15 protein-coding genes are annotated in these 20,184 nt (G+C 73.0%); 4 read left to right on the top strand and 11 right to left on the bottom strand.

All coding sequences use genetic code 11. The annotated features are described in order from the left end of the window. The first annotated feature begins 188 nt into the window (after positions 1 to 188). Complete coding sequence (locus tag ACWGN5_RS20905) at positions 189 to 2,387, top strand: terpene synthase family protein (RefSeq protein ID WP_453517231.1); 2,199 nt, start codon at positions 189 to 191, stop codon at positions 2,385 to 2,387. 66 nt (positions 2,388 to 2,453) lie between these two features. On the opposite strand, the gene ACWGN5_RS20910 is transcribed toward ACWGN5_RS20905, so the two are convergent. The 6 genes from ACWGN5_RS20910 to ACWGN5_RS20935 form a co-directional block, all read right to left on the bottom strand. Next, positions 2,454 to 2,819: an RNA-binding S4 domain-containing protein gene (locus tag ACWGN5_RS20910; protein WP_369142451.1), complete on the bottom strand. Its 366-nt coding sequence runs from the start codon at positions 2,817 to 2,819 to the stop codon at positions 2,454 to 2,456. Between the two features lie 18 nt (positions 2,820 to 2,837). Next, positions 2,838 to 3,338 carry a hypothetical protein gene (locus ACWGN5_RS20915; protein ID WP_369142452.1) on the bottom strand — a complete coding sequence of 167 codons (501 nt, stop codon included), beginning with the start codon at positions 3,336 to 3,338 and terminating at the stop codon, positions 2,838 to 2,840. Between the two features lie 167 nt (positions 3,339 to 3,505). Next, positions 3,506 to 4,672: a thiolase domain-containing protein gene (locus tag ACWGN5_RS20920; protein ID WP_453517235.1), complete on the bottom strand. Its 1,167-nt coding sequence runs from the start codon at positions 4,670 to 4,672 to the stop codon at positions 3,506 to 3,508. After that, positions 4,665 to 5,717: a thiolase domain-containing protein gene (locus ACWGN5_RS20925; protein ID WP_453517238.1), complete on the bottom strand. Its 1,053-nt coding sequence runs from the start codon at positions 5,715 to 5,717 to the stop codon at positions 4,665 to 4,667. The genes ACWGN5_RS20920 and ACWGN5_RS20925 overlap by 8 nt, the downstream gene beginning before the upstream one ends. Beyond that, on the bottom strand, positions 5,714 to 6,682 hold the full coding sequence (locus ACWGN5_RS20930) for a Zn-ribbon domain-containing OB-fold protein (RefSeq protein ID WP_453517241.1): 969 nt from the start codon (positions 6,680 to 6,682) through the stop codon (positions 5,714 to 5,716). Before ACWGN5_RS20930 ends, ACWGN5_RS20925 begins: the two co-directional genes overlap by 4 nt. A gap of 88 nt (positions 6,683 to 6,770) precedes the next feature. Further along, positions 6,771 to 7,571: a crotonase/enoyl-CoA hydratase family protein gene (locus ACWGN5_RS20935; RefSeq protein WP_453517243.1), complete on the bottom strand. Its 801-nt coding sequence runs from the start codon at positions 7,569 to 7,571 to the stop codon at positions 6,771 to 6,773. Between the two features lie 172 nt (positions 7,572 to 7,743). Between ACWGN5_RS20935 and ACWGN5_RS20940 the strand changes: the two genes are divergently transcribed. Next, on the top strand, positions 7,744 to 9,432 hold the full coding sequence (locus ACWGN5_RS20940) for an acyl-CoA synthetase (protein WP_453517245.1): 1,689 nt from the start codon (positions 7,744 to 7,746) through the stop codon (positions 9,430 to 9,432). Positions 9,433 to 9,469: 37 nt separating this feature from the next. On the opposite strand, the gene ACWGN5_RS20945 is transcribed toward ACWGN5_RS20940, so the two are convergent. The 3 genes from ACWGN5_RS20945 to ACWGN5_RS20955 all read right to left on the bottom strand — a co-directional run bounded on the left by ACWGN5_RS20945 (position 9,470) and on the right by ACWGN5_RS20955 (position 16,825). Beyond that, positions 9,470 to 10,474, bottom strand: coding sequence for a hypothetical protein (locus ACWGN5_RS20945; protein ID WP_453517248.1), 1,005 nt, complete (start codon positions 10,472 to 10,474; stop codon positions 9,470 to 9,472). 7 nt (positions 10,475 to 10,481) lie between these two features. Continuing rightward, positions 10,482 to 15,227 (bottom strand): DUF6531 domain-containing protein, encoded by a 4,746-nt coding sequence (locus ACWGN5_RS20950; RefSeq protein WP_453517249.1) that lies wholly within the window; start codon positions 15,225 to 15,227, stop codon positions 10,482 to 10,484. 77 nt (positions 15,228 to 15,304) lie between these two features. Then, a complete protein-coding gene (locus ACWGN5_RS20955) occupies positions 15,305 to 16,825 on the bottom strand; it encodes an alpha/beta fold hydrolase (RefSeq protein WP_453517251.1) in 1,521 nt (506 codons plus the stop codon). A 116-nt stretch (positions 16,826 to 16,941) separates the two neighbouring features. On the opposite strand from ACWGN5_RS20955, the gene ACWGN5_RS20960 reads away from it, so the two are divergent. Beyond that, positions 16,942 to 17,757, top strand: coding sequence for a pentapeptide repeat-containing protein (locus tag ACWGN5_RS20960; RefSeq protein WP_453517253.1), 816 nt, complete (start codon positions 16,942 to 16,944; stop codon positions 17,755 to 17,757). Positions 17,758 to 17,791: 34 nt separating this feature from the next. Here ACWGN5_RS20960 and ACWGN5_RS20965 read toward each other — a convergent pair whose 3' ends face one another. After that, entirely contained in the window at positions 17,792 to 18,796 is a 1,005-nt protein-coding gene (locus ACWGN5_RS20965; protein ID WP_453517255.1) for a zinc-dependent alcohol dehydrogenase family protein, read from the bottom strand. Between the two features lie 120 nt (positions 18,797 to 18,916). Between ACWGN5_RS20965 and ACWGN5_RS20970 the strand changes: the two genes are divergently transcribed. Continuing rightward, a complete protein-coding gene (locus ACWGN5_RS20970; protein WP_453517257.1) occupies positions 18,917 to 19,285 on the top strand; it encodes an ArsR/SmtB family transcription factor in 369 nt (122 codons plus the stop codon). 6 nt (positions 19,286 to 19,291) lie between these two features. Here the strand turns inward: ACWGN5_RS20970 and ACWGN5_RS20975 are convergent, their stop codons facing one another. Next, positions 19,292 to 20,068 carry a GNAT family N-acetyltransferase gene (locus tag ACWGN5_RS20975; protein ID WP_453517260.1) on the bottom strand — a complete coding sequence of 259 codons (777 nt, stop codon included), beginning with the start codon at positions 20,066 to 20,068 and terminating at the stop codon, positions 19,292 to 19,294. Between the last annotated feature and the right edge of the window lie 116 nt (positions 20,069 to 20,184).

A 20,184-nucleotide genomic window follows, 5' to 3' on the forward strand; every position in this document is an offset into this window, starting at 1 on the left:
CGGTGTGGGGGGGGTTTCCCGGGGGTTGGGGGCTCTGGGCCGTTTGGGGGGGGGGGGGGGCCGACCTCGGGGCCCCCCACCACCCCGTCGTCGTTCATACGACTATTCGGGAGATCGCGTGCGCCGTCCGGGCCACGGGTAAGGCTGGGCCGGTCAAAGGCCCAGCTCACCGGAAGGCCCCCCAGGAAATGGCTCAGCCCTTCGTCATGCCGGATTTCTATGTCCCGTATCCGGCCCGGCTCAATCCCCATGTGGAGGCCGCCCGCACGCACACGCGTGACTGGGCGCGGGAGATGGGGATGCTGGAGGGCTCGGGCGTCTGGGAGGAGCACGACCTCGACTCCCACGACTACGCGCTGCTCTGCTCGTACACCCACCCCGACTGTGACGAGGAGGCGCTGAACCTCGTCACCGACTGGTACACCTGGGTCTTCTTCTTCGACGACCACTTCCTCGAGGTCTTCAAGCGCACCCAGGACCGGGCGGGCAGCAAGGCCTATCTGGACCGGCTGCCGCTCTTCATGCCGGCGGACCCGGCGGCGGGCATGCCCGAGCCGACCAACCCCGTCGAGGCGGGGCTCGCGGACCTCTGGCGACGGACGGTCCCCTCGATGTCCGAGGGCTGGCGGGTGCGGTTCGCGGAGGCCACCGAGCACCTGCTCAACGAGTCCCTGTGGGAGCTCGACAACATCAACGACGGCCGGGTCGCCAACCCCCTGGAGTACATCGAGATGCGCCGCAAGGTGGGCGGCGCGCCCTGGTCGGCCGGTCTCGTGGAGTACGCGGCGGGGGCGGAGGTCCCCGCCCAGGTGGCGTACTCCCGGCCGCTGCGGGTGCTCAGGGACGCCTTCTCGGACGCCGTGCACCTGCGCAACGACCTCTTCTCGTACCAGCGGGAGGTGGAGGACGAGGGCGAGAACAGCAACGGGGTCCTGGTCCTGGAGCGCTTCCTCGGCTGCACGACCCAGGAGGCGGCGAACGCCGTCAACGACCTGCTGACCTCGCGGGTCCAGCAGTTCGAGAACACGGCGCTGACCGAGGTGCCGCTGCTCGCCGCCGAGAAGGGCCTGAGCCCGGCGGAGTGCGCGGCCGTCGCGGCGTACGCGAAGGGGCTCCAGGACTGGCAGTCCGGCGGGCACGAGTGGCACATGCGCTCCAGCCGGTACATGAACGAGGGCATGGTCGGCGGCCCTTCGCACCTGGACGGGATCATCGGCACCTCCGCCCTCGACATCCGCACCCTCTTCGGCCGGCCCGCCGCCGCCCGGCAGCGCGCGCTCACGCACGTCCCCCACCAGCACGTCGGGGCCTCGCTGCTGCCGGAGTTCGAGCTGCCGTACCCGCTGGCGCTCAGCCCGCACCACGCCGAGGCCCGCCGGGTCTCCCTGGACTGGGCCGAGTCGATGGGGCTCCTGGACGACCTCTGGGACCGGCCGTTGGCGGAGGGCTTCGACCTGGCCCTGTGCTCGGCGGGACTCGACCCGGACGCCACCCGGGAGGAGCTGGTCCTCAGCGCCCAGTGGCTGACCTGGGGGACGTACGGGGACGACTACTACCCGTTCGTCTTCGGCCGCTCCCGCGACCTCCCGGGAGCCGTGGCGCAGACCGACCGGTTCAAGTCCTGCATGCCCCTGGAGGATCCGGCGGCGGGCGCGGCGCTCGCCGGGAACCCCATGGAGCGCTCGCTCGCCGACCTGTGGGCGCGGACCGCGGGCCCCATGGCGCCGGAGGCCCGCGCCCAGCTGCGCACCGCGATCGACGCCATGCTGGACAGCTGGCTGTGGGAGCTGCACAACCAGGCGCAGCACCGGGTGCCCGATCCGGTGGACTACATCGAGATGCGCCGCAGCACCTTCGGCTCGGAGCTGACGCTGCTGATGTCCCGGCTGCGGCGTACGGAGGTGCTGCCGCCGGAGCTGTACCGCTCGGGGACCGTGCGCGCCCTGGAGAACGCGGTGATGGACTACGGGGCGCTGATCAACGACCTCTTCTCGTACCAGAAGGAGATCGAGGTCGAGGGCGAGGTCCACAACGGGGTCCTGGTGCTGCAGAAGTTCTTCGACTGCGACTATCCGACGGCGGTGGCGATGGTCCACGACCTGATGCGGGGCCGGTTGCGCCAGTACGAGCACCTGAAGCAGCGTGAAGTGCCGCTGCTGTACGAGGACTTCGGCCTGGACCAGGAGGGCCGGGCGGCCTTCGAGGCGTATCTGCGGGAGCTGGAGGACTGGCTCGCGGGGATCCTCAACTGGCATCAGGGGGTGCGGCGTTACCGCGCCGAGGACGTCCGCGCGGGCAGCGGCACCCCGCTGATCGGCCGGGGGCCGACCGGCCTCGGGACCTCGGCCGCGCGGGTGGCCTCGCTGATCGGCTCCGCCTCCCGCTGACGGCGGCCGCACGGCAGAGGGCCGCGTCCGGGGACGTCCCGGATGCGGCCCTCCCGCGGGTACGGATCAGGGGCGCCGGCCGCGCAGTTCGTCGAGCTCGCGGCGCTCGCGCTTGGTGGGGCGTCCCGCGCCCCGGTCGCGCACGGCCGCGACGGCGACGTGCTCGCGGGGCGGCGGGGGCGGGCTGTTGTCCACGTACGCCTCGGCGGCGACCGGCGGGCCGACCCGCTTGATGTGGAGCTCCTTGATCTCGACGATCCGCTCCCGGCCGCCGTGGAAGATCCGGACCTCGTCGCCGGGCTTCACGGCCTGGGCGGGCTTGACCCGCTCGCCGTTGACCTTGACGTGCCCGGCGCGGCAGGCGGCCGCGGCCTGTGAGCGGGTCTTGGTCAGACGGACCGCCCAGATCCAGGCGTCGACGCGTGCGCTCATCGGCCCCCGCTTCCCCCGTCAGCCCTGCTGGAACAGCTCGGCGGGCAGCGGCTTGAGCAGTGCGTACAGGTCGTCGGTGATCGGCCGGTCCCAACTGGCGATCGTCACGAGGACGTTGTCGCTGCGGTCGAACTGGACGCAGGAGATGCGGCTCTCGGAGAGCTTGAGGCGGCGCACGATGAGGAGGTTGTCGCCCTGCATGACGGGCATGTCCTCGGTGTCGAGGACCTCGACCGGCTCGTCGTTCTCCAGGGCGGCGAGGAGCTGCGCCACCTCGAAGGGGATCTGGCCGTCGGCGAGCTCGCGCGCCGGGGAGCCGGCCGGGAGGTTGCCGATGATCATCGCGGGTCCGCGGCCGCCGAACAGGTCGTAGCGGAGGAACACGCCCTGGCAGGAACCGTCGGGGGCGGGCAGCAGACCGGCGCCGAGATTGCCGGGCCAGTCCCCCGGATCCATGGCCAGGACGTCGAAGTCCGGGCCCGCGGGTGTGGCGGCGCTGCGGCGGCGGAGGAAGGACATACGGCCATGGTACGTGCCCCGGCACGTACCGCGACGCGCCGGGCGGCCGCCTCGGGCGAGCCCTGGCCGGCGGCGGTCCGCTCACGGGCGGTGAGCGTCTCCGCACCGGCCGGGCGCCCGGGGCGGGACCCCGACGCGCGGAGGGCTCGCGGACCCCGGCGGCGGGCTCAGCCGGTGGGCGGGGTGTCCCCCACGAGCCACATGGAGAAGAACTGGGCGCCGCCCCCGTAGGCGTGTCCCAGGGCCCGGCGGGCGCCCTCGACCTGGTGCGCGCCGGCGTCCCCCCGTACCTGGAGCGCGGCCTCGGCGAAGCGGATCATCCCGGAGGCTCCGATGGGGTTGGTGGAGAGCACCCCGCCCGAGGGGTTCACGGGGAGGTCGCCGTCGAGTTCGGTCACGCCGGCCTCGGTGAGCTTCCAGCCCTCGCCCTCCGCGGCGAAGCCCAGGTTCTCCAGCCACATCGGTTCGTACCAGGAGAACGGCACGTACATCTCGACGGCGTCGATCTCCCGCCGGGGGTCGGTGATGCCGGCCTGCCGGTAGACGTCGGCGGCGCAGTCCCGGCCGGCCCGCGGGGAGACGAAGTCCTTGCCGGCGAAGAGGGTGGGTTCGCTGCGCATGGCCCCGCCGTGCACCCAGGCGGGCGGCCGCGGCGCGCGGTCGGCGCCCGCGCGGTCGGTGAGGATCATGGCGCAGGCGCCGTCCGAGGAGGGGCAGGTCTCGGAGTAGCGGATCGGGTCCCAGAGCATCGGGGAGGCCTGGACCTTCTCCAGGGTGAGGTCGTGCTCGTGGAGGTGGGCGTACGGGTTCTTGAGCGCGTTGCGCCGGTCCTTGTACGCGACGAGGGAGCCGATCGTGTCGGGGGCGCCGGTGCGGCGCATGTACGCGCGCACGTGCGGGGCGAAGAAGCCGCCGGCGCCGGCGAGCAGCGGCTGCTGGAAGGGGACGGGCAGGGAGAGGCCCCACATGGCGTTGGACTCGGACTGCTTCTCGAAGGCGAGGGTGAGGACGGTGCGGTGCACGCGCGCGGAGACCAGGTTGGCGGCGACGAGCGCGGTGGAACCGCCGACCGAGCCGGCGGTGTGCACCCGGAGCATGGGTTTGCCGACCGCGCCGAGCGCGTCGGCGAGGTACAGCTCCGGCATCATGACGCCCTCGAAGAAGTCGGGGGCCTTGCCGATGACGACGGCGTCGATGTCCGCCCAGGTCAGCTCCGCGTCGGCGAGGGCGCGGAGGGCGGCCTCGCGGACGAGTCCGGCGATCGAGACGTCCCTGCGGGCGGCGACGTGCTTGGTCTGGCCGATGCCGACGACGGCCACGGGCTCTTCAGCCACGGGTGTCTCCTTCCAGGACCGCGACGAGGTTCTGCTGGAGGCAGGGTCCCGAGGTCGCGTGGGCGAGGGCGCGGTCGGACTCGCCGCGGTGGATGCGGGCGGCGGCCTCGCCGAGCCGGATGAGGCCCGCGGCCATGACGGGATTGGCGGCGAGGGCGCCGCCGGAGGGGTTGATCGTCACGCTGTCGTCGAGCCGGAGGGCCTTCCTCAGGACGACCTCCTGGGAGGTGAAGGGCGCGTGGATCTCGGCGGTGTCGACGGGCCGGTCGAAGGCTCCGGCGCGTTCGGCGGCGAGGCGGGTGGACGGCGAGTCGGTGAGGTCGCGGACGCCGAGGGAGTGGGCCTCGATGCGGTGGTCCATGCCCCGGATCCAGGCGGGGCGCTCGCACAGCTCGCGGGCCCGGTCGCCGGCGGCGAGGATCACGGCGGCGGCGCCGTCGCCGATGGGCGGGCAGTCGCCGGTACGGAGGGGCTGGACGGCGTACCCGCCCTGGGGGCGGGCGCCCGGCAGCTGGGCGTGGGGGTTCGTGCGGGCGTCCTCGCGGCTGCGGGCGGCGATCGCGGCGAGGGCGGGTTCGTCGGTGTCGCCGGCGTCGACGAGGGCCTGGGCCTGGAGGGCGGCGAGGGCGACGGAGTCGGGCCAGAGGGGGGCGAGGTAGTACGGGTCGAGCTGGCGGGTGAGGACGTCGCGGACGGAACCCGGCGAGGACTTGCCGTAGGAGTAGACGAGTGCCGTGTCCGCCTCTCCGGTGAGGAGCTTCACCCAGGCCTCGTAGAGCGCCCAGGCGCCGTCCGTCTCGACGTGGGACTCGGAGATCGGCGGCCAGGCGCCGACGCCGTCGAGGGCCATGGTGAAGGAGAAGGCCCGCCCGGCGAGGTAGTCGGAGGAACCGGAGCAGGTGAAGCCGATGTCGGCGGCCTTCAGGCCGGTCTGCCGCTGCACCTCGTGCAGGACGGGCATCACCATCTCGACCTCGGAGAGGTCGTCGGTGTGCCGTCGGTGGTCGCTCTGGGCGAAGGCGACGATCGCCACGTCCCGGCTCATAGCAGCTCCTTGTACGTGTCGTAGTCGGCGTCGGGCTCGCCGGTGGGCCGGTAGTGGTCGGGGTAGCGGCCGTCCTCGCTCCACACGGGTTCGACGCGCAGGCCCATCCGGACCTGGTCGTAGGGGATGCCGGCGATGCGGCCGTGGAGGGCGAGCCCGGCGCCGTCGAGGGCGATGTGGGCGTAGACGTACGGGACCTCGATGGCGGCGTTCTCGGCGTTCCGCGCCTTGATGTTGACGATGCAGAAGGTGGTGACGGTGCCGCGGGGCCCGACCTCGACCTGGTCGGTGGTGGCGACGCCGCAGGTGGGGCAGGCGCCGCGGGGTGGCACGTACACCTTGGCGCAGGAGGGGCAGCGTTCGCCGACGGTGCGGCGCTCGGCGAGCCCGTGCAGATAGCGGGTCTGGGCGCGGCCGGGGCTGTACGTGTAGTCGAGGCGGGCGGGGGCGACGATGCCGGTCACCGGGTCGTCGAACCGGCCGTCGTGGGCGGTGGGTTCGTCCCCCGCGGTGCTCTCGTACGGCTCGAAGCAGGCGATGTCCGTGATGGCGCCGGCCCGTTCGTCGGCCCAGCGGATCCGCACCCGCAGGCCGGTGCGGACGGCTTCGGGGCCGGGGGCGTCGAGGGCGTGGAGCAGGGCGGTGTCGGCGCCGTCGAGGCGGACCAGGACCCAGGCGAAAGGCGTCGCGAGGGGCTGCCCGGGGCGGGGCTCGGGGTTCCAGGCCCAGGTGGTGACGGTGCCGGTGGCGGCGACCTCGACGAGCTCGCGGAGTTCGGCGGCGGTGGCGGGGTCGTACTCGACGGGCGGGACGAGCACCGCTCCCGCCTCGGTGCGTACGCCGAGGACGGTGCGCTCGCGGAGTCCGGTGAGGAAGGCGGACTGGACGGGGCCGAGGGAGCGGGTGAAGGGGAACTCGACGACGAGGGGCGCGCGGAGGGCCTCCGGCGGGTCGGTGACGGTCATGCGGGGCTCCTTGGTGGGGTGGCGGGGGTCGGGTGGGGGTGGGGCGGCTACGCGGGGCGTCTCCCCGGCCCCTGATCGAGGGCAGACCTCACTCCCGGCGATACACCGGCGCCCGCTTCTCGGCGAACGCCCTCGCCCCCTCCTTCGCGTCCGCCGTGTCGAAGACCGGCCACCCCCTCTTCAGCTCGGCGGCGAGCCCCTCCGTCTCGGTCAGCTCCGCCGTCTCGTAGACGGACGCCTTGACCGCCTCGACGGCCAGCGGCCCGCACGCGTTGATGCGTTCGGCGATGTCGAGGGCGGCGTCCAGGGCGGTGCCGTCGGGGACGACGCGGCCGACGAGGCCGATGGCGGCGGCCTCCTCGGCGCTGTACGGGCGGCCGGTGAGGAGCATTTCGAGGGCGTGGGTGCGGGCGATCTGGCGGGGCAGGCGGACGGTGGAGCCGCCGATGGGGAAGAGGCCGCGCCGGACCTCGAAGAGGCCGAAGGTGGCGGAGGCGGCCGCGATCCGGATGTCGGTGCCCTGCAGGATCTCGGTGCCGCCGGCGACGCAGTACCCCTCGACGGCCGCGATGACGGGCTTGCGGGGCCGGTGGTGGCGGAGCATCGCCTTCCAGTGCAGGTCGGGGTCGGCCTTGAGCCGGTCTCGGTACTGCTCGCCCGCCATGCCCTTCCCGGCGAGGGCCTTGAGGTCCATGCCCGCGCAGAAGGATCCGCCCGCGCCGGTGAGGACGATCGAGCGGACGCCGTCGTCGGCGTCGGCCTCCAGCCAGCCGTCGTACAGGCCGACGAGCATCGGCAGCGAGAGGGCGTTCTTGGCCTCGGGCCGGTTCAAGGTGAGGACGAGCGTGGCGCCTTCGCGCCGGACGCTGAGGTGTTCGGTGCCGCCCATGGGGGTCTCCCGTCTCCAGTTCTGGAACAGGTTGCAGGAGCCGGGGGTCCAGTTCAATAGTTTTCTGACACTCAGTCAGATTCTTCTGCGCACCCCCTTCCCCCCGTGACCGGTCGGCGCTCTAATGACCGCCACGTCCGTGTGAACCAGCGAACCGGGGTCAGGAGGAACGGTGGAGTACAACCTTGCCGACCTGTTCGAATCGGTCGTCGACGTGGTCCCCGACCGCGAGGCGCTGGTGTACGTCGACCATCCCGGCACGGGCGCGGAGCGGCGGCTCACCTACGCCGAGCTCGACGCCGCCGCCAACCGGATCGCGCACCACCTGATCGACGCGGGCATCCGGCCCGGCGAGCACCTCGGACTCCACCTGTACAACGGCGTCGAGTACCTCCAGACCGTGCTCGCCTGCCTCAAGGCCCGGATCGTGCCGGTCAACGTGAACTACCGGTACGTGGAGGAGGAGCTCGTCTACCTCTACCGGGACGCCGACCTGGCGGCGCTCGTCTTCGACGCCGAGTTCACGGGCCGGGTCGCGGCGGCGCTGCCGCAGACGGAGAAGCTGCGGCACCTCGTGCGGGTGGGGCCCGCCCGTCGCCCGACCACCACCCCTCAAGGAGCTGCTGCGCAGCACGGCGCCGAATTCGAGGACGCCCCGGCGCTCGACTGCGTGCCGTTCGCCGAGGCGGAGGCCGCCGGCTCGCCCGACCGCGGTTTCGGCTCCCGCTCCCCCGACGACCTGTTCATCATCTACACGGGCGGCACGACCGGCATGCCCAAGGGCGTCCTGTGGCGCCAGGAGGACCTGTTCTTCGCGGGGCTGTTCGGGGGCGACCCCTCGGGCGAGCCGGTGAAGCGGCCCGAGGAGCTGGCGGAGCGGGTCGCGGCCGGCGGCGCGGGCATCACCTTCTTCCCCGCGCCGCCGCTGATGCACGGCACGTCCACCCTCACCGCGTTCATCGCCCTCAACTACGGGCAGCGGGTCGTGCTGCACCGCAAGTACGTGCCCGAGGAGGTGCTGCGCACCCTGGAGAAGGAGAAGGTCTCCAGCATCTCCCTGGTGGGGGACGCGATGCTGCGCCCGCTCGTGGACGCGCTGCGCGGACCGCTCAAGGGCACCGACCTCTCCGCCCTCTTCAGCCTCTCCTCGTCCGGGGCGATCATGTCGGAGACGGTACGGGCCCAGCTCCAGGAGCTGATGCCGAACGTCCTGCTGCTCAACAACTTCGGCTCCACCGAGTCCGGTTCCAACGGGCGCGCCACCGACGACTCCGGCCCGGCCAAGGGCTTCCGGCTGCACGTCAACGAACGCACCCAGGTCGTCGACCCGGCCACCCGGACCCCCGTCGCACCGGGCGAGACCGGCCGCCTCGCCCAGCGCGGGCACGTCCCGCTCGGCTACTACAACGACCCCGCCAAGACCGCCGAGACCTTCTTCGAGCGGGACGGGGTGCGGTGGGTCCTGCTCGGCGACATGGCGACCGTGGACGAGCAGGGCGTCGTGACCGTCCTGGGCCGCGGCTCGCAGTGCATCAACACCGGCGGCGAGAAGGTGTATCCGGAGGAGGTGGAGCAGGCCCTGAAGTCCCACCCCGACGTGTACGACGCCCTGGTCGCCGGCGTGCCGGACGCGACCTGGGGCAACCACGTGGCCGCCGTCGTCCAGCTCCGCTCCGGGGCGGCACCGCTGGACCTGGAGGCCCTCCAGACCCACTGCCGCCGCCAGCTGGCGGGCTACAAGGTCCCCCGCCAGCTGGTCCTCACCGACCGCATCCAGCGCTCCCCCAGCGGCAAGGCGGACTACCGCTGGGCCCGCGCGGTGGCGGTGGAGGCGGACACCCCTGAAGCGGACACTCCCTGAAGCAGACGCCCCCTGAGGCAGACACTCCCTGAAGCGGTCAGCCGGTGCGCCAGCGGCGCACCGTGTCCCCGTCGAAGGTGAGCCAGGTGCCGTCGCCCAGGGGCAGTACCCGGGACACCGCCTCGATGCCCTGCGGATACGTGATCTCGGCCCGCGGGCGCAGGTCCACGGCGTCGAGCAGCACGTGCCGGCACTCCTCCTCCCACGGGTCTTCGCCCACGGCGGCGAGGACCCGTGCCCCGTCGAGGAAGGCGGGCCGCCCCATGAAGACCAGGCCGCCGGGAAGGACGTCGTCCGCCTTCACCACCGTCCGGGGGTGTGCGGGGACGTCGTAGCGGGAGAGCTGTTCGCCGGCGACGGCGACGGTCAGGAAGGCGCCGGACCGGTCGCTGCTGCCCGTGAAGGGTTCGTCGTAGTCGCCGACCCGCGTGACCGCGAGTTCCTTCCCCGTGACGGAGACGAGCAGGGAGTAGGCCTCCTCCTGTCCCTGCGCCGCGTCGAGGAAGAGGTCCCGTGACGCGGCCGGGCCGAGCGGTTGCTGGAACTCGTACGTCCCCCAGGTCGTCGGGAGCGGCGTCTCGGCCAGGAGCGCGCCGGTCGCCAGGTCCAGGGCCACGAGCACTTCGGTCCGGTCGGTCTCCAGGGCGGGTGGTACGACCGCGAGCAGGGCGGTCCCCGAGGTGTCCGGGGCACTCGCGCCGCGGGCTCCGCTCGGCCACGGGCGGTGCGCGAAGGTCCACCGGACGGTTCCGTCCGCCTCCTGGACGGTGACGGAGTCCCTGCCGCTCACGGCCAGTCCGCCGCCCGGTACGGGGCTGACGGACACGCCCTCCTCGCCGGCGATCCGGGCACCGTACCGCGTGTCGAAGACCGCACCGGTGTCGCCCGAGACACGGCCCACCTCCACGGACGCCCCGTTCCGGGCGACGATCCAGTGGGCGTGGTCCCGGACGAGCAGACAGTCGAGCTGTCCCAGCGCCGAGCCGAGCCCCGGCAGGTCCTCGGAGGCGGTGGGCTCGGCTTCGACGGCTTCGTACTCCATGGTCTTCCTACTTCTTCCTCAGATAGTTGTCGGGCCAGTAGAACGTGAGATAGGTGCCGTTGGGCTGGATGTACGTGAGGATCCTGCCACCGCCGGCGGCGGCCTTGATGATCGGCGGGCACACGTCCGGGCAGACCGGCCGGGACGCGGCGCCGTGCGTGGGGAGCCAGCTCTCCCCGCCGTTCGCCTGGTTCCTCCGGTTCAGGAAGTGGAGGATGTTCTGCTCGGCGTGGCCGCCGCGTTCGTGGGGCGGGGGTTTGGGCAGGTACTCGTCCGACGGGATCGGGATGAGCCCCATCTCCTCGGCCAGCTTCAGCTGGGCCTTGTTCAACGGCACCTTGCTGGTGCCCGCGACGAACATGCGGGGCCCCTTCGGGGTGATCGCGTGGATGATCGCGACGGTCTGGTACTTCCGCTTGTCCTCCGGCAGCACGTTCGCGATCTTCGTGGCCATGTCCTGGAGCGCCTGGAGGCACGGCGCGAGGCCCAGGGGGTCGGCCTCGGTGAGCGGGTCGGCGATGTAGCCGACGGGACTGGGCGCGGGATCGAGACCCAGCGGGTCGGGGGTGACGTACTGGCCGGCCTCCGGGTCGTAGTGCCGGAAGTAGTTGTAGTGGAGCCCGGTCTCCGGGTCCGCGTACTGGCCGGGGAAGCGGAACGGCGTGTACGCGTCGGCGTCCTGGTTCCAGCTGGTGACGCCCCAGTGGGTGGCACGGCTGTGCCAGGCGATCCTGCCCGTCTCGTCGACGAGTTCGGTGGGGGTGCCGATCAGGTCGGTCACGATCGCGAAGAACCGTGCGTCGATCCCGGCCGGGCCGCCGCCGGACGGACCCGGCCCGGCCTCGCCCGCCCCGGCCGGGGCGGGGGCACGGTGCTCGAACTGCGCCAGCGGGCGGTGGCCGTCGTGCTCCCAGGTCAGGGTGGTGGAGCTGTCCGTCTGTTCCACGAGGCGCCCGTCGTCCCAGGTGAACAGCGTCTCGGCGACGACGGCCCCGTCCGGGCCGTGGCGCCGCTTCGCCGTCCGCCGGCCGAACGCGTCGTACAGGTACGTCCAGAGCACGCCGTCGGGTGTGGTGCACGAGGTCAGCCGGTCCTCGGCGTCCCAGGTGTACCGCCAGACGTCGGGCCTGCGGGAGAGCCTCTTCCTGCGCCGCTCGACGACGCGCCCCGCGGCGTCGTGGGTGTAGCCCGTGGACCCGGCGGAGCGGACGGCCGTCCCCTCGTACCCGCGGGGGCCCCGCGACTCGGGATGCGGCGCGCGGTCCGGCCACTGGGCCGAGGTCTGGTTGCCCTCGACGTCGTAGGCGTACGTCTCGGTCCAGCCAGGGGCGTCGATCCGCAGCGCGCGTCCCGCCGGATCGCGGTCGAAGGCGCGGGTGTGCCCCGTGATCAGGTCGGTGACGGCCCGCACCCGGTCGTCGGGCCGGTAGTCGTACGCGCGGGAGCGCAGCAGACGGCCCGGCAGGGCCAGCGTCTGCTCCCGGATCCTGCCGGAGCCGTCCCAGTCGGTGGAGAGGGTCACCGGGTCGTCCGGTGACCCGAGGGAGCGGCTCACCTCCCGGCCGAGCGCGTCGTGGGTGAAGTCCAGGGTGTGGCCGGCGAGGTCGAGCGCGGAGCGGTTCCCGTCCGCGTCGTACGTCAGCGTGGTGGTGACGCCGGCCGGTGTGGTCCGGCCGGTGCGCCGGCCGAGCGCGTCGTGGGTGAAGCGGGTGGTGCGGCCGTCGACGGTCTCTGCGGTCACCCGGCCGCGGTCGTCCCGTTCGATCGTGAGGGCGGAGTGCGGTGAGATCGCAGAGGTCAGCCGTCCCATCACGTCGTACGTGAGGCGGGTGAGAATGCCGTCCGCGTCCTTGCCGACCAGCCGGCCGTCGTCGTCGAAGTGGTGCGTGACGGTCTGGCCGAGGGCGTTCGTCCGCGCGCTCCACCGGCTTGCCGCGTCGTAGGCGTAATGGACCGTCCGGCCGTCGAAGTCGGTCTCCGAGACGACGCGGCCGACGGTGTCGTAGGCGTAACGCCAGGCGCGGCCCGCGGCGTTGCGGACCTCGGTGAGGCGCAGTTCGGTGTCGTAGCCGAACTCGTGGCGTGCTCCGTCGGGGGTGGTCCGGGCCGAGGGGCGGTCGAAGTGCGTGTACGCGTGGAGGGTGCGTCCGGTGGGATCGGTCTCGGCGACGCAGTTGCCCTCGCCGTCGTACTCCCAGGTGTGCGTGGTGCCGTCCGGAGTGGTCCGCCGCGCCGGCAGGCCCTCGACGGTCCATTCGAGCGTGGTGACGGCGCCGCCCGCGTCGGCGGTGACCGGGCGGCCGAAGGCGTCGCGGGTGAACGTGACGGTGTTCCCGGCCGGGTCGGTCTGGGAGAGCGGCAGACCCGCGCGGTCCGGTACGAAGGTCTCCGTGCGGTCGTCGATGTCGGTGACCGAGAGCAGGGCGCCGCGCCCGTCGTACGTGAAGCGGACGGTGGCGCCGTCCGGGCCCGTCAGCGACAGCTGGTTGCCGCGTTCGTCGTACGTCCGGGTCCAGCGCGCGCCGTTCGGCGCGGTCATCCTCACCGGCATGCCGAGTGCGTCGTACTCGGCCGTCGTCACGGCGCCGCCGGGCGTGGTGACGGCCGTGAGGCGCCCGTCGTCGTCCCACGCCCAGGTCGCGGTCCTGCCGTGGGTGTCGGTACGGCTCAGGAGCCGGTCGTACCGGTCCCAGGCCTGGCTGACGGTGTTGCCGAGCGGGTCGGTCTCGGCGACGACCTGGAGGCGGTCGTTGAGGAGGTAGACGGTGGTGGCGCCCGTGGAGTCGGTGTAGCGGGTCGTGTGCCGCTCGGTGTCGTAGGCGAAGACGGAGGAGAGGCAGCCGTCGGGTCCGACGGTCTCGACGACGCGCCCGCCGTCGTCGTACACGTAGCGGAACGTCGAGCCGTTGCGGTCGGTCCAGGAGGTGACCCGGGCGGCGTGGTCGTAGGTGAGGCGCAGCGGCAGGCCCGAGGAGTTGACGACGGCGTCGAGGTTTCCCTCCGTGTCGTATCCGTACGACACGACGTCCACCGGGCCCTCCGGCGTGTTCACGGCCAGGGAGGTGACGCGGTCGTCGTCGGTGGCGACCCGGACCACATAGCCTCCGCTGTGCGAGACGGCGGTCGGCGCGCCGTCGGAACGGCGGGAGAACGTGACGGAGTTGTCGTTGCGGTCGGTCAGTTCGGTCAGCCAGTAGGCGCTCGACGTCCGGTAGGGGCTGCCCGTGAAGGAGCGGGTGAGGCCGGTGTCGGGCTCCGTGACGGTGTACGTGGTCAGGTCCTCGTACGAGCCGCCGTGGGCGAGCGGCACCCTCGGCCCCTCGACGGGCAGGACGGGTTCGCCCTCCGGCTGCGGTAACCGCGGGTAGACGAGCAGGGAGCCGTCCTCCCTCGCCCAGACCGCACCCCCGCCCACCGGGTCGGGTTCGATGCGCTCGTCGAGCGTGGAGGCCCAGCTGCGGCCGAACCACTGCCCGTAGCGGTAGTCGGAGAGATGGGTGCGTTCCAGGGCGAGCGGGAGGGTGCCCGGCAGTGTCAGGTCCGTCTGCGGGAGCGTCATCACGCCGGTCGCCACGTCGACCGGGTCGTTCTTGCAGGTCTTCCTGTCGAGCGGGATGCCGTTGCGGCGCGGATCGTCCTTGGCGTCGCGCAGGGGTTCGGGGCGCGAGCGGAGCGGACCGTCCTTGCTCGGGGGCTTCCCGGAGCTGCCGCCGTTCTCGTCGTGGTCGCCCTTGCGCTGGCGGGCGAAGCGGTCGCGGAGGGCGTCGTCGGTGTTCTTGTGGTCGACGGAGATCTGCTTGACGACCTTCGGGAGCGTCTGCCCGACGTGGTCGCCCATCGACTTGGCGGCCTTGGTCAGGGCCTCCATCGCCTTGTCGGCGATCGGGTCGATCGCGTCGGCGATCGAGTCACGGCCCCGGGTGCGGCCGTGTGCGGTCTTCGCCTTCGTGAGTTTGCCGGTCGTCTTGCCGTGGATGTTCACGCTGACGCCGTTGAGCTGGGTGGAGGCGTGGGTGTGTTCCTCGTGCTCGATGTGCAGGTTCTTCAGGCCGCTGCCCTGGGGGCCGCCGCCTCCGGCCGAGGCCAGCTGCAGGGCCTCCTTGCCGGACTGCACCCCGTCCTTGAAGCCCTCCTTGCCGGCGTCCTGGGTCTGGTCGAGGTCCACTCCGTCCTGCAGGCCGATCGCCATCGCGCCCAGCTGCACGACCAGGTCCGCCGCCATGCCCTCGAGGGCCGCCACCGCCGGCTCGGTCAGCGCCGCCACCACGTATCCGACGGCCTCCTCCACGCACTCCTTGATCAGCCGCTTGACCACCTCCTGCGTGGCCCGGATCGCGCCCGCGCCGATCAGCGACGACAGGCCGAAGGTCACCGGGATCAGGGAGATCGCGATGCCCGCCTCGGAGGCGAGGTAGCCGAGCTGCACCAGGGCCGCGAGCTTCATCCCCTCGATCGCGCCGGCCGCGGTGTCCAGGGCGGTCGCGATCGTGCGGGCCGCACCGGAGATGTCCTTGATGTGCTTGCCCTTGACCTTGGACCAGTGCTCGTTGAGCGCGTCGATCGCCTCGCCCTGGCCCGAGGACAACAGCCGCTCGACGTGGTTGTTGGCGAGCTGGCCGTCGTCCTCCAGGTCGTCCGCGAACTCCCTGAGCGCGTCGGCCATCTCGCGGTACGCGTCCTCGTCGACGTTCGGCCAGGCCACCCCGATCAGATCGAGAAGGGTGTCCGCCCAGCCCGGAACCGTGACAGCCATGTCTCACTCCCCCGTCGCAGACTGTTTGCGATGTCGAACAGTCCTACCACGGCGGTCGATTGACGTCAGCTGTCCTCTCAGATTCCGAACTCCCTCAGCGCGGCGAGGAATTCGGCCGGGCGGGCGTTGTGGATGAGGTGGCCCGCATCGATCGTGACGAGGTGGGCGTCGGGGATGGTGGTGGCGAGGACGGAGAGCTGCTCCTGGGGGATGTGGCTGGTCGGGCCGCCCGCGAGGACCAGGGTGGGGGCGGTGATCGCGGAGAGTTCCTCGCGCCAGGCGGGGTCGGGGGCGTTCAGCTGGGCGTCGGTGGTGGTGACGATCTCCCAGTCGAAGGAGAGGGGGCCCTCGGGGCGCTCGGCCACGGGGCGCGGCGGGTCGAGGGGGACGAAGGCCGGGGCCTCCTCCAGGACGAGGCGGCCGATGAGGCCGGGGGCGCGCTGGGCGAGGAGGTACGCGGCGGCGCCGCCCATCGAGTGGGCGACGACGGTGGCGCCGGTGAGGCCGAGCGCCTTGAGGAAGCCGCCGAGTTCGTCGCGGAAGTCCTCGAAGCCGTAGGCGCCGGGGCGGTCGCTGAGTCCGTGGCCGCGCAGGTCCACCGCGTACACCCGGTGGTCGGCGGCCAGGTCCGCGCTGATCTCCGTCCAGGTCGTGCTGTTGTTGCCGCGGCCGTGGACGAGGACGACGGGGCGGGCGTCCTCGGGTCCGGCGACCCGGTAGGCGATGCGTACGCCGTCCACGGTGACCGTGGCGACCTCGGGGTCGAGGAAGGCGGCGAGCGGGCGGACGAAGGCCTCGGCGTCGTCGACCCAGGGGAAGTGTCCGGCGCCCGGCTGGACGACGAGCTCCGCGTGCGGGAAGAGGGCCGCGGCCTCGGCCGCCTTGGCGGGCGTCGGACTCGCGTCGTACTCGCCGGCCAGGATCAGGACGGGTGCGGTCAGCGCGCCGAGCGCGCGGCGGGTCGACTCCGGCCGGTAGGCGCCCTCGCCGTGGTAGGCGGGGGCGGCGTCCCAGTTGATCTCGCGCCCGTTGGCCGCCGCGTGCTCCTGGGCGGCGGCGTCCCAGCGGCCGTACGCGAAGGGGGCGGTGATCTCCTGGACGCGCCGCAGCGGGGTGTCCGGGCCCATGGTGTCCACCGCGGCCCTGGCCTCGGGGTACCAGGGCCGGTCGGCGAAGACCTCGACCGAGGTGTCCCACTCCTCGTCGGTGATCCCGACGCCGAGGGCGCGTCCGAGGGAGGTGACGAGGACGAGGGAGCGGATCCGCTCGGGGTGGGCTGCGGCGTAGAGGACGGCGAGGTTTCCGCCCGCCGAGTGGCCGAGGAGGTCGATCCGCTCCAGGCCGAGATGGACGCGGAGCGCCTCGACGTCGCCGACCTGCCGGTCGCAGCGGTACGTGCCGGGGTCGGCGGGTTCGGCGCTCGCGCCGGTGCCGCGGGCGTCGAGGAGGACGAGGGCGCGGTGGGCGGCGAGTCCGCCGAGGTCCCCGAGGTAGCCGGCGTCGCGCATCGGCCCGCCGGCCAGGCAGACGAGCGGCTCCCCCTCCCCCTGGACGCCGTAGGCGAGTTCGGTTCCGTCATATGTGGTGAACGTCGGCATGCCGCCGATCCTCACGGGTCCCGGTGGATCACCGCAATCGGTTTCGCCGTCAGCCGTACCGCCGTCGCGCGATACGGTGGAGGGCCGTCCCCGAACTGCGAAGGAACCGTTCCACCGTGCCCGAGACCCGGGAATCCGCCCTGCGTGGCGACTGCGCGAACTGCTTCGGTCTGTGCTGCGTGGCACTGCCCTTCGCCAAGTCGGCCGACTTCGCCGTGAACAAGTCGTCGGGCGATCCCTGCCGGAACCTCCAGGAGGACTTCCGCTGCGGCATCCACACCCGGCTGCGGCCGAGCGGATTCCAGGGCTGCACGGTGTACGACTGCTTCGGCGCCGGCCAGCAGGTCTCCCAGGTGACGTTCGGCGGCGTGTCCTGGCGCGAGGCTCCCGGGACGGCCCGGCAGATGTACGAGGTGTTCCCGGTGGTGCGCCAGCTGCACGAGCTGCTGCGCTACCTCACGGAGGCCCTGGAGCTGCGGACGGCCCGCCCCCTCCACGCCGAGCTGCGGGCCGCGCTGGCCCGGGTCGAGGAGCTCACCGCGGGCACGCCGGACGCCCTGGAGAAGCTGGACGTGGCCGCGGTCCGCGCCGAGGTCAACCCGCTCCTCCTGCGGACGAGCGAGCTGGTCCGCGCCACGGCCGGCGGACGTCCGAAGAGCCGCCGCGGGGCGGACCTGATCGGCAAGCGGCTGTGCGGGGCGAAGCTGCGGGGCACGGACCTGCGCGGGGCGCTGCTCATCGCCGCCGACCTCACGGGGGCGGACCTGTCGCTCGCGGACCTGATCGGCGCCGACCTGCGCGACGCCGATCTGTCGGGCGCGGACCTCACGGGGGCCCTCTTCCTGACGCAGCCCCAGCTGAACTCGGCGCGCGGGAACGCGGCGACGCGCCTCCCTGAGGGCTTCGACCGCCCCGCGCACTGGACCGCCTGACACCCCCGTCCGCTCAGTGGGGCACGGTCACGACTCAGTGGGGCACGGTCACGACGAGCTTGCCCACCTGGTGGCCCGCCTCCATGGCCCGATGTGCGGCGACGATGTCGTCGAGCGCGAAGGTCCGGTCGACGGCCGCTTCGACGTACCCGGTGCGCAGCCCGGACTCGACGAAGGCGCGGGCCCGGCGCAGCCGCTCCGGGTCCCTCGTCGTCTCCGGCATCGTGTAGGTGCGGAGGGAGACGGCGGGCATGCCGAGGTCGAAGCCGGGGTACGGGGTCGGCAGCCCGCTGACGGCTCCGTAGAGCAGCACGGTGCCGCCGGGGGCGAGGGCCCTGACGAGGTCCGTGACGCCGGGTCCCGCGACGCCGTCGAAGGCGAGGTCGGCGCCGCGCCCGCCGGTGAGGTCGCGGACGCGTTCGGCGACGTCCTCCTCCTCGGTGACGATCACCTCGGCCGCGCCCGCCTTGAGCAGGGCGTCCCGCTTGGCGCGGGTGCGGGTGGTGGCGAGGGGTGTGGCGCCGATCCGGTGCGCGGTCCTGATCGCGGCCAGGCCGACGCTGCTGGAGGCCCCGGTGAGGACGAGGGTGTCGCCCGCGCGCGCCCCGCCGACCTCGACGAGGCCGCCGTACGCCGTGACGTACGGCATCCACACGGCGGCGCCCTCGACGGGGCCGAGCCCCTCGGGGCGGGGGACGAGGGAGGAAGCGGGGACGATCGCGCGCTCGGCGTAGACGCCGTGGTCGTTCATGGAGAAGGAGGGCACGACGCTGACCGCCTGCCCGGCGGTGAACCCGGTCACCCCGTCCCCGAGGGCCTCGACGACGCCGGACGCCTCCAGGCCGAGCCGGGCGGGGAAGCTCCGGGCCCGCTCGATGTAGTGGCCGCCGCGGAAGAGCGCCTCGGCACGGTTGAGGCCGATGGCCTCCACGCGCAGCAGCACCTCACCGGGCCCCGGGTCGCCCACCTCCACGTCCTCGATCCGGAGCACCTCCGGACCGCCGTACTCGTGGAACAGCACCGTCCTGGCCTTGCTCATCGTGCTTCCCCTCCCCGCTCGGTCGGCGCGCGGACCGCTCCGCCGCCGCGCCCCAGCCAAGCGCAAGGTTCGAAGAGTGTCAAACTTCGACGCTCATGAAACTTTGACCACTGTCGTACGATGCCTCCGGAGGTCGACACGACGATGACAGCAGCAGCGGCACGCACCAGCCGGCGGGACCGCGTCCCGCCCCACCCCCACCTGAGCGAGATCGGCCTGCAACAGGTCCTGGAGGCGCTCGTCGACCCGGTCAGGCGACGGATCGTCGCCGAGCTGTACGCGGCGGGCGAGGACCTGGCCTGCGGGACCATCGACCTGCCGGTCAGCAAGTCCACGGCCACCCACCACTTCCACGTACTCCGCGAGGCGGGCCTCATCCGCCAGCACTACGCCGGCACCTCGCGCATGAACGCCCTGCGCCGCGAGGAGTTCGAGGAGCGCTTCCCGGGACTCCTGCGGGCCGTGGTGACCGCGCACGACCAGGGATAGGCGGGCTCAGACCTCGTACACGTACGGCGTGGTGGTCGTCAGCGTCAGGAAGCCGAGCCGGTGGAGGATCGGGCGGCTGGTGTCCGCCGCGTCGACCTGGACGTAGCGGTGCCCCCGGGCGGCCGCGATGCGGGCGCGGTGGGCGACCAGGGCGCGGTAGAGGCCGCGGCCGCGCCAGCCCTCGACGGTGCCGCCGCCCCAGAGGCCCGCGAAATCGGTGCCGGGGTACAGCTCCAGGCGGGCGGCGCTGACGGGTTCGCCGGCGGCGAGCGCGACGACGGCGGTGACCGTGTCGGGGTCGGCCGCGAGCCGGTCCAGGAGCTGGCGCCCGATGTCGGAGCTGTCGGTGCCGAAGGCGCGCTCGTGGACCTCGACCACCTGGCGGACCCCGGCCTCGTCGGTGACGGCGCTGAGCTCGACGCCCTCGGGGAGCGGGACCTCCCCGGGCAGGGCGGCGGCCTCGGCGACCATCAGGGTCTCGGGCTCCTCGGGGGTGAAGCCCGCCGCGCGGAGCCGGTCGCCGAGGTCGGCGGGGGTGTCGTGCCCGTACAGCTTCCACTCGAAGGACAGGCCGGCGGCGCGGTAGTGCTCCACCTGTGCGGCGATGGCGCGGTCGGCGTCGCCGGCGTCGACGCCGGACCAGAGGACGCCGTTCCACGCGTGCGCGGGGCCGGTCTGCCGGACGACGACGCCGACGCGTTCGACGCGGCATCCGGGCCCGTCGGGGCGGGCCTCCTGCCGGAGCTGGAGGTCGTACAGGTCACGAAGGTGCTGGGGTTCCATGCCGGTCACTCCAGCACCGGCGTGGGGGGGCCGGGGCCCCGGGTTTTGCCGCGCCCGGCCCCCCCCCCCCCGCGCGCGGCGCCCCCCCCCCCCAATAACAGGGTGGAAATTAAAAA

It is taken from the genome of Streptomyces sp. NPDC055815 (genome assembly GCF_053616475.1).